Source organism: Lentzea flaviverrucosa (assembly GCF_003350445.1).
In the GTDB taxonomy this organism is placed as follows: Bacteria; Actinomycetota; Actinomycetes; order Mycobacteriales; family Pseudonocardiaceae; genus Lentzea; species Lentzea californiensis.
On the sequence record NZ_QQAU01000002.1, the window covers coordinates 863,732 to 876,208 of the forward strand.

General features: G+C 69.0%; 14 protein-coding genes. 1 reads left to right on the forward strand and 13 read right to left on the reverse strand.

Annotation, left to right across the window (positions count from 1 at the left end; genetic code table 11):
* Positions 1 to 71 precede the first annotated feature (71 nt).
* The 9 genes from DFR72_RS10225 to guaB form a co-directional block, all read right to left on the reverse strand.
* A complete protein-coding gene (locus tag DFR72_RS10225) occupies positions 72 to 1,343 on the reverse strand; it encodes an FAD-dependent monooxygenase (protein ID WP_090067139.1) in 1,272 nt (423 codons plus the stop codon).
* Positions 1,340 to 2,299, reverse strand: a complete 960-nt coding sequence (locus tag DFR72_RS10230) for an MBL fold metallo-hydrolase (protein ID WP_090067138.1) — start codon at positions 2,297 to 2,299, stop codon at positions 1,340 to 1,342. Before DFR72_RS10230 ends, DFR72_RS10225 begins: the two co-directional genes overlap by 4 nt.
* 12 nt (positions 2,300 to 2,311) lie before the next feature.
* Positions 2,312 to 3,988, reverse strand: a complete 1,677-nt coding sequence (locus DFR72_RS10235; protein WP_090067137.1) for an FAD-dependent oxidoreductase — start codon at positions 3,986 to 3,988, stop codon at positions 2,312 to 2,314.
* 33 nt (positions 3,989 to 4,021) lie between these two features.
* Positions 4,022 to 4,561 carry a type II toxin-antitoxin system RelE family toxin gene (locus DFR72_RS10240; protein WP_090067136.1) on the reverse strand — a complete coding sequence of 180 codons (540 nt, stop codon included), beginning with the start codon at positions 4,559 to 4,561 and terminating at the stop codon, positions 4,022 to 4,024.
* Entirely contained in the window at positions 4,554 to 4,874 is a 321-nt protein-coding gene (locus DFR72_RS10245) for a type II toxin-antitoxin system Phd/YefM family antitoxin (RefSeq protein ID WP_090067135.1), read from the reverse strand. Before DFR72_RS10245 ends, DFR72_RS10240 begins: the two co-directional genes overlap by 8 nt.
* A 65-nt stretch (positions 4,875 to 4,939) precedes the next feature.
* The gene (locus DFR72_RS10250) at positions 4,940 to 5,164 is read right to left on the reverse strand and encodes a hypothetical protein (protein WP_143086780.1); all 225 of its coding nucleotides are present in this window, start codon (positions 5,162 to 5,164) and stop codon (positions 4,940 to 4,942) included.
* Positions 5,165 to 5,203: 39 nt separating this feature from the next.
* Positions 5,204 to 5,551, reverse strand: a complete 348-nt coding sequence (locus tag DFR72_RS10255; RefSeq protein WP_090067133.1) for a hypothetical protein — start codon at positions 5,549 to 5,551, stop codon at positions 5,204 to 5,206.
* Positions 5,552 to 5,612: 61 nt separating this feature from the next.
* Entirely contained in the window at positions 5,613 to 6,746 is a 1,134-nt protein-coding gene (locus DFR72_RS10260) for a GuaB3 family IMP dehydrogenase-related protein (RefSeq protein ID WP_090067132.1), read from the reverse strand.
* 51 nt (positions 6,747 to 6,797) lie between these two features.
* Positions 6,798 to 8,309 carry an IMP dehydrogenase gene (gene guaB / locus DFR72_RS10265; RefSeq protein WP_090067131.1) on the reverse strand — a complete coding sequence of 504 codons (1,512 nt, stop codon included), beginning with the start codon at positions 8,307 to 8,309 and terminating at the stop codon, positions 6,798 to 6,800.
* A 142-nt stretch (positions 8,310 to 8,451) separates the two neighbouring features.
* On the opposite strand from guaB, the gene DFR72_RS10270 reads away from it, so the two are divergent.
* Complete coding sequence (locus DFR72_RS10270; protein ID WP_245982735.1) at positions 8,452 to 8,835, forward strand: DUF5319 domain-containing protein; 384 nt, start codon at positions 8,452 to 8,454, stop codon at positions 8,833 to 8,835.
* A gap of 120 nt (positions 8,836 to 8,955) precedes the next feature.
* On the opposite strand, the gene DFR72_RS10275 is transcribed toward DFR72_RS10270, so the two are convergent.
* From DFR72_RS10275 to DFR72_RS10290, 4 genes are all read right to left on the reverse strand, one after another.
* A complete protein-coding gene (locus DFR72_RS10275; protein WP_090067130.1) occupies positions 8,956 to 9,852 on the reverse strand; it encodes an anti-sigma-D factor RsdA in 897 nt (298 codons plus the stop codon).
* Positions 9,853 to 10,425: a sigma-70 family RNA polymerase sigma factor gene (locus DFR72_RS10280; protein WP_090067129.1), complete on the reverse strand. Its 573-nt coding sequence runs from the start codon at positions 10,423 to 10,425 to the stop codon at positions 9,853 to 9,855.
* A 308-nt stretch (positions 10,426 to 10,733) separates the two neighbouring features.
* A complete protein-coding gene (locus DFR72_RS10285; protein WP_030471988.1) occupies positions 10,734 to 11,330 on the reverse strand; it encodes a response regulator transcription factor in 597 nt (198 codons plus the stop codon).
* 81 nt (positions 11,331 to 11,411) lie between these two features.
* Positions 11,412 to 12,308 carry a hypothetical protein gene (locus DFR72_RS10290; protein WP_090067128.1) on the reverse strand — a complete coding sequence of 299 codons (897 nt, stop codon included), beginning with the start codon at positions 12,306 to 12,308 and terminating at the stop codon, positions 11,412 to 11,414.
* Positions 12,309 to 12,477 lie beyond the last annotated feature (169 nt).

A 12,477-nucleotide genomic window follows, 5' to 3' on the forward strand; every position in this document is an offset into this window, starting at 1 on the left:
GGTCCCCTGCAAGAAAGTTCGCCTGTTCACCCGCATGACGTGGACACGTCCGGTTCGCATCGTGGGTTGCCCTACCAGCCGAGCGCGCGCCGTTTCACCTGTTCGTCGCAACGGTGTGCGGCGACGTGCCCGTCCGGCCTGATCAGCCACCCGTCCTGCGTGGTGAAGCCCGGCCCCGCGGTGCGGGAGTCCGGGATCAGCTCGCCGCCGTCCGTCGTCAGCGGGGAGTTCTCGTAGGAGAAGGGGGTGAAGAGCCTGCCCGAGTCGATGCCCTCGCCGGATTCGAGCGCCTGCCGCCGGTGCGCCCGCTCCTCGGGAGTGCCCGGCACGAGGAACCGCATGGTGTCGCCGGTGATGCGCAGGTTCTCGTCGGCGGCGGCACCGCGTTCGGCGTCGTAGGAGTCGAGCAGGTGCGGTCCGGCCTTACCATTGCGGTCGGCCGCGATCTTCCAGGCCGCGTTGTCGGCGTCGCAGATGCCGGAGTTCAGGCCGCGGGCGCCGAACGGGCTCATGACGTGCGCCGCGTCGCCGGCCAGCAGGACCCTGTCGTCGCGGAGCTTCGCGGCTCGGCGCTGGTGGAAGCGGTAGGTGGACTGCCAGACGACCTCGTACGGCTTGTCGCCGACGATCGCGCGGACGTGGGCGTCGGTGAGCTGCACGTCCTCGGCGACCTGCCAGTCGATCCGCCAGACACCGTTCGGTTGAGGGTGCAGGAGAACCTGCCTGGGTCCCACTCCTTCTTGGCGAGAATTCCACGGCGGGTCGAAGTAGAAGCGGCGTTCGGGCGTCTCGAAGTCCAGGTCGACGCGGACGTCGGCGATGATGAACCTGTCGTCGAACGAGAAGCCCTCGAACGGGATGTTCAGGAGCTGCCGCACGGTCGAGTGCACGCCATCCGCCGCTATGCAGTGGGTGGCCCTGATTCCATCCTGTGTGGACACACCCTCCTCGTCCTGGTCGAGGGCTTCGAGGGCGTGTCCGTAGCGGAGTTCGACCAGCGGTTCGGCGCGGACCCGTTCCTCCAGCAGCTGTTCGACGACGGTCTGCGGGGTGTTCACGAACGGCGGGAAACCCTTGGCCTCCGGGAAGGTCAGCGTCAGCACCTCGCGGTCGCGGTGGTAGGTGCGGCCGGTGTACCAGGTGACGCCCGCGTCGGCGACGGCCTGCCCGACTCCGATCCGTTCGAGGATCTCCAGGACGTCGCGCTGGACGCAGATCGAACGGCTGCCGGTCTGCGCGCGCCGCGGCTCCTTCTCCACCACGATGCTCGGCACACCGGCTCTCGCGAGGAACAGCGCCGACGCGAGCCCTACCGGCCCGGCACCGACCACCAGCACCGTCATTGCAGGGCGTCCCAGACGGCGCGGTCGCGTTCGGCGGTCCAGATCTCCGGCCAGTCCTTGCCGTCGCACTCGTCCCAGTAGCGCTTCACGTCGAACGGCAGGCAGTGCTCGAAGATCGGCCAGCGGCCGTAGCGGGCCACGAGCGTCGCGTGCGCCAGTTCGAAGGCCTGCTTGAGCGTGCCTCCCTCGGCGTGGACCCCGCCGACAGTGCGGCGCAGTTCGTTGAGGAAGTGCCTGCTCTGGTTGATCGCGGCCTCGACCTCGATGCGGTCGCGCGCGACCTTGCCGCGCCCGCCGACGAGGACCTCGGCGCCCAGGTCCTCGATCTCGTCCAAAGTGGACGTCGCCCACTCGTCGTGGAACGCGTCACCGGTGTAGAGCGCGGCCTGCGACTCGACCAGGTCACCCGCGAACAGGATGCGTTGCTGCGGCAGCCACGCCACGATGTCGCCGGCCGTGTGCCCGCGCCCGAGGAACTGCAGGACCAGGTCGCCGCGCTCGTCGCCGAGCGGGATCGTCATGCGGTCGGAGAACGTCAGCGTCGGCCACGTCAGGCCGGGGATCTCCTCCGGCTGTTCGAAGAGCCGAGGCATGCGGCCGAACTCACTCGCCCAGTCCTGCTGCCCGCGTTCGGCGATCAGCACGCGCGTCATCTCGTGCGCGACGATCTCCTGGGCCTCGAACGCGCTGGCCCCGAGCGTGCGCACGGCGTGGTAGTGGCTGAGCACGAGGTACCGGACGGGCTTCCTGGTGTGCTTGCGGAGCTGGGTGAGCCACCGTCGCGCGGCCTCGGGTGTGGCCCGCGCTTCGAAGCAGATCAGGAAGTCCTCGGCCTCGATGGCCGCGACGTTGGGGTCACCTTCGGCGGTCAGGGTGTAGACGCCCTCGGCGAGTTCGACGAAGACCTCGTCCTTGGGGGCGAGGTCGGCGCTGGAGGCGAAAGGCTTTTTGGCCATGCCTCCACCGTGTCAGGACGCCTTCACGATCGGCAACCGCAAAGCGGCTGGAGCTTGATCGGGAACCGCCGGGTTCTTCGGCTTCGTCGGGTTGATCCTGCGGTACGGCTGGTCCTGCGCGGGCCGCTGGTCCTGCTCGCCCTTGTTCGGCCACAGCGAGAACGCCCGCTCGGCCTGTGCGGTGATCGTGAGGCTCGGGTTGACACCGAGGTTCGCGCTGATCGCCGAGCCGTCCACAACGGACAGTCCGGGGTAGTTGAAGACCCGGTGGTACGGGTCGATGACGCCCTGCTCCTCGCCGCTCGCGATCGCGCACCCGCCGATGAAGTGCGCGGTCAGCGGGATGTTGAACAGCTCGCCCCACGTGCCGCCTGCCATGCCGTCGATGTGCTTGGCGGCCAGCAGGTTCGCCTCGTGACCGGCAGGGATGAACGCCGGGTTCGGCTCACCGTGGCCCTGCTTGCTGGTGAGCTTGCCGCGCTTGAGGAACGTGGTGATGGAGTTGTCGAGGCTCTGCATGACCAGCAGGATCACGGTCCGCTCGCTCCACCGGTGCACGCTCAGCAGCCGGAGCAGCCGCAGCGGGTGCCGGAAGGCCTGCTTGACGAACTGCAGCCACCGCGGCGTGCTCAGCGCGCCGTCCGTGGCGAGGGTCTGCAGCATGCCCATGGCGTTGCTGCCCTTGCCGTACCGGACGGGCTCGATGTGCGTGATCTCGTCGGGGTGGATGGAGCTCGTGATCGCGACGCCCTGCGTGTAGTCGGTGTCCGGGTCGACCGTGTAGCGGGCGGCGCCGATGATCGACTCGGAGTTGGTGCGGGTGAGCTCGCCGAGCTTGGGAGAGATCTTCGGCAGGGTGCTCGCCTTCGCCTGGTGCAGGAGCTGCTGGGTGCCCCACGTGCCGGCAGCGACCACGACCTGGTCCGCCGTGAACGTCCTGGTCGCCCTCCCACCGGTCATCTTGGTGTGGACGGTCCAGGTGCCGTTGTCTTCCTTGAGCTGCGTGACGGTGGTCAGCGGGAAGACCTGGGCGCCGAGCTTCTCCGCGAGGTAGAGGTAGTTCTTGACCAGCGTGTTCTTGGCCCCGACCCGGCAGCCCGACATGCAGCTGCCGCACTCGGTGCAGCCGGTGCGTTCCGGTCCGGCGCCCCCGAAGTACGGGTCGGCCGCCTTCTTCCCCGGCTCGCCGAAGAACACGCCGACGGGCGTCGCGTGGTAGCTGTCCTCGACGCCCATGTCCTTGGCGACCTTCTGCATCACGACGTCGCTAGGGGTCGTCGTGGGGTTCGTGACGACACCCAGCATCCGGCTCGCCTGGTCGTAGAACGGGTCCAGCTCGTCCTGCCAGTCGGTGATGTGCGCCCACTGCCGGTCCTCGTAGAACGGCTTGAGCGGCCGGTACAGCGTGTTCGCGTACACGAGAGAGCCGCCACCGACACCCGCGCCGGCGAGCACCATGACGTTGCGCAGCGTGTGGATGCGCTGGATGCCGAAGCACTTGAACTGCGGCGCCCACAGGTACTTGCGGAGGTTCCAGCTGGTCTTGGCGAACTCGTCGTCGGCGAACCGGCGCCCCGCCTCCAGGACGGCGACGCGGTAGCCCTTCTCGGTCAGGCGGAGCGCGGCCACGCTGCCACCGAACCCGGAGCCGACGATGACGACATCGAAGTTACCGGCGAGTTCACCCATGGATCGGAGAGTAGGCGTTACTTCCGGTAACGCCTAGTCCCCTATCGGTTCAGACGGGCGGGATGCGCTCATGAAATCGGTCCAGAGGTCGACTGCCTGCTCCAGGCTCAGGGCCGCGACCTGCACTGGAGGAATCCCGGCCGTGCGCACGAGACGCTGCGCCAGCCAGTCGGGCACGGGCTCGCGCGGCGGGGTCTCTTCCACGACCACGTCGCCCGCGAGGCGACCGAGCCTGCCGATGACGTCGGCCAGCCTGGCCAGCGTGGAGCCCTCGTCAGCCATCGACGCGACTCTCGCCGACGCCTCGGCGTAGACCTCTGCATCCGAACGCACACCCACGCACCAGACTTCGCACACCTCGACGGAACCGTCGGTGGTGATCCGGTAGACGATCCGCCAGTGGTTGCGCCCCACCACCAACTTGCGAAACCCGGTCAACTCGCCACCGAGCGGATGCCCGGCTTCCGGGTTGTCGAACAGGATCTGGATCTTCTTGAGGACCCTGGGCACGACGTCCGGCCCCAGGCGACGCAGGTCATCGACGGCCGCGTCGGTGAACAGAACTTCAGCCATCGAGCGAGTCGTCGTCCTCCACCGCCGCAAGCGACTCACGGGTGTGCCCGAACGCCGCCAGCACGTCGCCAAAGGACGTGCGCCGACCAGAGTCAGCAGCCGACCGCGCGAGCACGAGCGCCAGGTCCCTCAGGTCCGCTGCCGCTTCGTCGATCTCAGCCAGGCGACTCATCGGGACAACAGCGGCCACCGGCCGGCTGTGACGCGTGACGACCACCGGACCACCCTGCTCGGCGTCGGCGACGAGCCCGGCGACGCCACGCTTCGCGGCCTCCGTGACTGTCAGCTCGCGAGCCTCGTGCATTGCGGTCATGTACAGAACTATACAGAAAAACTGGATAGAAGGTCGAGGGTGCGCGGGCAGGCGCACCCGTCGACTCAGAGGATCAGGCCCTCGATGACCCAGACCATGAACGCCACGGCCAGGCCGGTGATCACCAGCCCACCGCAGACGAACAGGGTCAGCATTTTCCAGCCGATGCCCCCGACGCCCTCGTCCTCCTCGGGCGCTTCCTCGATCTCGAACTCTTGGACGTCGGCGTCCGGGTCGATCGTGTCCACATCACTGTTCTTGCCGTCGCCGAACAAGGCATCCAGATCCACGCTCACAAGGACGCACGGAGTGGCCGTCTGGTTGCAGGATCAGGTTTGGGCCCATGCGGCGACCGGCAAACTCAGGTAAACGCCCACGTCAGCGAGGCCCGTGGTGTCGCCGACGGCCGCGCACAGGGCGTCGACTCGGTCCTGGCGGTTGGCGGCGCGGCTCTCGAAGTACTTGGAGCGGACCTCGACGACGACGTCCATGCCGGTCGAGTCGAACGGGCCGCGCGGGCGGAAGCGCAGGTCGACGTCGCCTGGCTGGAGGTCGCCGTCGTAAGGCTCCTCCGGGCACTCCACCGCCACCGACACGGCGTGCGGGAGCATCGCCGCGAGTTCCTCCAGCACCGCGTGAGGGACGTGGGATGCGTAGTTGATCTCGACGAGCGGCACGGCGCCAGCAAAGCAGAGGGGCGCGTCCCCGCAGGAACGCGCCCCTCGACGTCGATCAGGCTCAGCCCCGGATCGTCAGGCCGACCTTCTGGAACTCCTTGAGGTCGGAGTAGCCGGTCTTGGCCATCGCCCTCTTCAGGGCGCCGAACAGGTTCGTCACGCCGCGCGGGTCGGCGGACGGGCCGAACAGCAGCTTGCGCAGGTCGAGCTCCTGGTCCACCGCGTCGGCGACGAGGCTGCGCGGCACGGACGGGTGCGCGGACGCCGCCGTCCAGTACAGGCCCTGGCCCGGTGCCTCGGTCGCGGCGGCCAGCGGCTCGCCGAGCATCACGGCGTCGGCACCGCAGGCGATGGACTTCGCCACGTCGCCCGAGGTCGTGACGCCGCCGTCGGCGATGACGTGCACGTAGCGGCCGCCGGTCTCGTCGAGGTAGTCGCGGCGCGCGGCCGCGGCGTCGGCGATCGCGGTGGCCATCGGCACGCCGATGCCCAGCACCGAGTCGGTGGTCGTGACGCCGGGGGCGTAGCCGTAGCCGACGATCACGCCCGCCGCGCCGGTGCGCATGAGGTGCATGGCGGTGCGGTAGTCGCCGACGCCGCCGGCGATCACCGGGATGTCGAGGTCCGCGATGAACGACTTCAGGTTCAGCGGCTCACCACCGCGGCTCACGTGCTCGGCCGAGATGATCGTGCCCTGCACGACCAGGATCTCGACGCCCGCCGCCAGCAGGTCCGGCGTGAGCTCCGCGGCGCGCTGCGGGCTGACCCGGACCGCGACGGTGACGCCCGACTCGCGGACCTGCTTGACCGCCTCGGCGATCAGGTCCATCCGCAGCGGGGCGGCGTGCAGCTCCTGCAGCACCTTCACCGCGGCCGCCGGGTCCTCGCTGTCCTCGGTCGCCTGGACCAGGCGGAACAGCGCCTCGTCCACGTCGCCGTGCCGCGCCCAGAGGCCCTCGGCGTTGAGCACACCGAGGCCACCGAGCTCGCCGACCGCGACCGCCGTGCCCGGCGACACGATGGCGTCGGTCGGGTGGGTGATCAGCGGGATGTCGAAGCGGTAGGCATCGATCTGCCACGTCGTGGAGACGTCCTTCGACGACCTCGTCCGACGCGACGGGATGATTTCGATGTCGTCCAGCTCGTAGGCCCGCCTCGCGGTCCGGCCCATGCCGATCTCGACCAGATCGCGCACCTGTGGTTCCTCTCCAAGCTGTTGAGCAAGCGTTCTAGCAGCCGAGACACCCTAACGGGTGGTGTAGTTCGGGGCTTCGACGGTCATCGTGATGTCGTGCGGGTGGCTTTCCTTCAGGCCCGCGGCGGTGATGCGCACGAGCTGCTGCTGCTGCAGCTCGGCGATCGTGTGGGAGCCCGTGTAGCCCATCGCCGCGCGCAGACCGCCGTTGAGCTGGTGCACGACCTGCGACAGCGGGCCGCGGAACGGCGTGCGGCCCTCGATGCCCTCGGGGACGAGCTTGTCCTCGTTGAGCACGTCGTCCTGGAAGTAGCGGTCCTTCGAGAACGACTTGTTCTCGCCGCGGGACTGCATGGCGGCGAGCGAGCCCATGCCGCGGTAGGTCTTGAACTGCTTGCCGTTGACCAGGATCAGGTCGCCGGGCGCCTCCTGGGTGCCCGCGAGCAGCGAGCCGAGCATCACGGCGGACGCGCCGGCCGCGATGGCCTTGGCGATGTCGCCGGAGTACTGGATGCCGCCGTCACCGATCACCGGCACGCCCGCCGGGGAACAGGCCAGCGAGGCCTCGTAGATCGCGGAGATCTGCGGCACACCGACACCGGCGACGACGCGCGTGGTGCAGATCGAGCCGGGACCGACACCGACCTTCACTCCGTCCGCACCCGCGTCGACCAGGGCCTGGGCACCGGCGCGCGTCGCGACGTTGCCGCCGACGACGTCCGCCGAGTCGCCGAGCTCCTTCTTGATGCGGGCGACCATCTCCAGCACGCCGCGCGAGTGCCCGTGCGCCGTGTCGACCATGAGCACGTCGACGCCGGCCTCGGCGAGCGTCATCGCGCGCACGAACGAGTCCTCGCCCACACCGACGGCGGCGGCGCACAGCAGGCGGCCGTCCGGGTCCTTGGTGGCCATCGGGTACTGCTCGGTCTTGACGAAGTCCTTGACCGTGATCAGGCCCTTGAGCTTGCCGTCACCGTCGACGATCGGCAGCTTCTCGACCTTGTGGCGGCGCAGCAGGCCGAGCGCGGCCTCCGCCGACACGCCGACCTGGGCCGTGACCAGCGGGCCCTTGGTCATGACCTCGATCACGCGCTTGGAGTGGTCGAGCTCGAAGCGCATGTCGCGGTTCGTGATGATGCCGACGAGCTTGTTGTTCTCGTCGGTCACCGGCACGCCGGAGATGCGGTAGCGGGCGCACAGCGCGTCCACCTCGGCCAGCGTGGCCTCGGGCGAGCACGTGACCGGGTCGGTGACCATGCCGGCCTCGGACCGCTTGACGGTCTCGGCCTGGCGGGCCTGGTCCTCGATGCTCAGGTTGCGGTGCAGCACACCGATGCCGCCCTGACGTGCCATCGAGATGGCCATCCGGCCCTCGGTGACCGTGTCCATCGCGGCGCTGGCCAGCGGAATCTTCAGGGTGATGTTGCGCGAGATCCTGGTGCTCGTGTCGACGCCACTCGGGACGACGTCCGACTCGGCAGGCAGCAGGAGCACGTCGTCGAAGGTCAGTCCCAGCATGGCGAACTTGCTCGGGACTCCATCAGCGTTGAGCTCGCTGGTCATAGCGGGTGACATGCCTTCCGTCGTGCGGTCTGCGCTCTGCCTGCCCTTTTGGGGTCCTGCGTGTCCAGTTTCCGCAGGCGGAGGCGGTGCGACCCATGGTATCTGGACGACCTCGGGGGTACGGCGGGTACCGTGCGGGGTCGTGCCGCACGACGCGTTGCCACCAGACCCCTTCGAAGGCGACCCAGAAGACCCCGCACTCTCTCTGGGCGAGCCCGACCACGACCATCCCCCGATGGACGAAGACGAGCGAACAGAGCTGGTCAGCGACCTGGCCGACCTCGCCGTCTACCAAGCGCTGCTGGAACACAGAGGCGTCCGGGGCATCGTCGTGGACTGCGGTGAGTGCCAGGAACCGCACTACCACGACTGGGCACTGTTGCGAGCCTCACTGGAGCAGCTGCTCGCCGACGGGCGCATGCGCCCGCACGAGCCGGCCTTCGACCCGAACCCCGGCGCCTACGTGAGCTGGGAGTACTGCCGGGGGTACGCGGACGGCGTGACGGCCACCGAGTCGGCCCGCTGACCTCGCAGCACGGCTGTGAGGTCGGACGCACCTGCCGGTCACATTCCACCTGACGTGTGAACGCCTGAGCATGTGAACGACCCCTGACCTCGGAAGATCAGGGGCCGTTCACACTGCGTCTCAGTTGGTGCCGGTGCTCTCGACCGACTGCCCGGTGGACTCGCCGTTCGTGCCGGTCGACCCCGGGTCCTCGCCGGGAGGCGGCGGAGGAGGAGGCGGTGGCGGGTTCTCCTCGCCGTTCGACGTCGGCGGCGCGGGGGTCTCCGACGACGGAGGCGTGGACGGCTGGGTGGTCGACGGCTCGGTCGTCGGCGTCGAGGGCGTGGTCGACGGCTGCGACGACTGGCTCGGCTGCGTCACCGGCGGGAGCGTCGAGGTGGGCGGCGCGGTCGAGGTGTTGGTGTCGAGCTCCTTTTCGAGCTCCTTGTGCTTCTCCTCGAGCTGCTGCTTGCCGTCGGCCGTGGAGACCGACTCGAGGCTCTCGCCGATCTTGTTCAGCTTCTCGCGCGCCTCGTTGACCTTGCCCTCGCGCAACGCCAGCCGTGCCGCGTCGAGGTCACCGCTGATGATGGCCGCGGCTTCGATCGACTTCGCGTGCTCGGAGTAGAGGACTCGCGTGAGACCCCAGAGAGCGTCGCCGGGCTGGGCGTCGCGGGCGACGAGGCTCACGCCGGTGAAGGCGATGGCCAGGACCGCCGCGGCACTCGCCAGCGGGATCAGGAAGCGGTGCCTGCTCACCGGCTGCGGGCGGGCAGCCTGGATCGTGGCGATGGCGGTGTCGGTGTCGACGAGCTCGCCGAACGGCTCCGTCTCCACCTCGTTGCGCCATGCGAGCAGCAACGCGTTCAGGTCGTCGTCTCCCAGGGAGCCGGCCACGCCTGGAGTCGCCGACCCCAGTGCGTCCAGCAGCCTGTCATCGGCCTGTACAGCCGAAAGATCATCTGCGACGGGTTCGTGCGGGGCTCTATCGTCCTGTCCGCGCACTTGCTCGTCGTCCTTTCCGTGTTCGTCGGCCACTCAGACCACCTCCTCCGCTGCCAGCGATTTGCGGAGCCGAGCCAGCGCACGATGTTGCGCCACCCGGACCGCACCCGGCGTCGAACCGACCGCCTCGGCTGTTTCCTCGGCGGAGAGCCCGACCACCACCCTCAACAACAGGATCTCCCGCTGCTTCTCCGGCAGGACACGCAGCAACACAGCCATCCGGCCGGAGAGTTCTCCCTGCATCGCCCGCTGCTCGGGACCAGCTTCGGTCTCCGGCGAGTCGGGGACTTCAGGAACCGGCTCGGACCGGTTCCTGGCGGCAGAGCGATGTGCGTCGGCCACCTTGTGCGCCGCGATCCCGTACACGAACGCGAGGAAGGGCCGACCCTGATCGCGGTAGCTGGGCAATGCCGTGAGCACCGCGAGACACACCTCCTGGGCCACATCGTCCGCCGAAGCGAAGCTTCGCTCCTGCCTGCCAACTCTGGCGCGGCAGTACCGCACCACGAGAGGACGAATGGAGGCCAGCAGGCGTTCGATCGCCTGGCGGTCGCCGTCGACGGCCGCGCCCACTTCGGCGTCCAGTCCGTCCCCCAAGTTGGTCATCGCAGACAGCAGCCCTGGTGTTACTCGTTGGCGTACCGACAGGAAACAGCACGAGTCACTCACAGCGACCCGTTGCAGCAGCTTCACCGTACCGGTCTTCAAGCGTTCTGTTCATAGGTGGGGTATGGACACCCCGAGTGAACAGTGGACACGCCCGAACGGATTACAGCCCGGCGACATTGTCACCGGGCTGGGCTAAACGCGCGACCTGAGGGACCACCACTTCCACGGGTGAGCCGTCTCACGCCACCGGCCCCGCTTCCCCACATGCGGCATATGAGGACGCGGGGCCGGTGCGGCAAGAGCTACTACTGGACGAGGCCTCGCCGGAAGCCGTGCGCGACCGCCTGAGCACGGTCACGAACACCGAGCTTGCGGAAGAGACGACGAGCGTGCGTCTTCACCGTGTCCTCCGACAGGTAGAGCTCGCGGCCGATCTGGCCGTTGCTCTTGCCCTGGCTCATGCCCCGCAGCACCTGGAGCTCACGCTCCGTGAGCTGCACGCCGGGGTCGGAGGGCTGACGAGGCGCCGGCACCGAGGTGCTGGCGAGCGTGTGCGCGAGGGCTGCCACAAGCTCAGGACGCGACGCGTCCCACCTCAGGTAGCCGCGGGCACCGCCGGCGATCGCCGCGGCGATGCTCCCGGCGTCGTCGGGTGCGCCGAAGACGATGACGTTTGCCTGGGGGTTCGCGGAGACGAGCCGACGGGTTGCTTCAACCCCGGTCGGGACGGCGCGCTGGGTTCCCACCAGGACGACGTCGACCGGCTGCCTTGAAAAGCGAGCCAACAACTCGTCACCGTGCGCTACGCAGTCGATGCGGCTGACCCCTGGGACAGCCGACATCACGCGGGTGAGACCCTCACGCACACTGCGCCGGTCGTCGCAAATAAGGACCGTGGTCACGGGGACTCCTTTCCTGCAGCCGAGTGACGTTCCATCTCCCCTATCGGACGCTGGCGGCCAAACCTTGACACGATCCGGTGCTTAATCCGTCAAGAAGTTCGTCTGAGGGTCTGCGTTCGGGGGTTCCCCGGAACGGAGCAGCCCGGTCGGCACCCACGGGGAATCAAGGGCGACCTGTCGGCTGACGGGATCAGCTCTGCGTAACACGCAGCTCAGAGCCTCCGTCGCCCGGTCGATGGCGACTGCGCCCACCGTGGTGGCACGACCCACCAGAAGAAGAGCGCTCGGCCAGATCAACGGATGAAGCCCCTTCGCGGCGCTGTGATTTAGCTCACACTCAACCAGTTCAACCCCGCGGTTCAGGCCGTCGGGGGTCCCCCACACGACCAATGAAGCACCCAGAACGAGTGCGGATTTGAGCTCGTGCCGCAGCGCCTTTCTGCTCGTCGCTACGCCGTACGCCGCCTCCGCGGGTTCGACGGCGGCGTGCGCGCGACCGTCCGCCAGCTCGATCTCGGCGGCTACCCAGCCCCTGCGGACCTCACTGCGCCACGACCACGTCTCAACTCGTGCGAGCAACCTGCGGGCCTCGTTCTGGCGTTGAGCACCGAGCGAATCGGCGGCGAGGCCGAGCAGGGCGTCCGTCCGGGCGCCCGCGGCGTCGATCCCGTCGAGGTCGTTCTCGCCTGCTGACTGGAGGCGCGCGAGGGCGGCGCCGTCGAGGGCGCGGGCGAGGTGGTGGGCCCCTAGCTGACGGTGGTGCGATGCGCGAGTCGAGAGGGACAGGGACGCGATCACCTGGTCGGGGTCGTGTCGGAGCTCGTCGAGCACGGTGGCGGCGGCCGCGTAGTGGCCCTGACCGCCCAGGACGACCGCGGCGAGCCACCTGGTCCTGGGGTTCGGTGCCGCGAGAGCCGGCCACACGTCGAGGTCGGGTGAGTCGCCGAACGCGGCTCGGCGCAGCTCGTCTTCGGTCACGGTGAGGAGTGTGCCCGCCGAGCGGTGGGTGACTCGGTGGCGGGCGGGGCGGTGGTGGCGGGGCGGTGGTGGCGGGGCGGTGGTGGCGGGCAGGGCGTTGGCGGGCAGGGCGGTGGCGGGCAAGGCGGCGGCGGGCAAGGCGGCGGCGGGCAAGGCGGCGGCGGGCAAG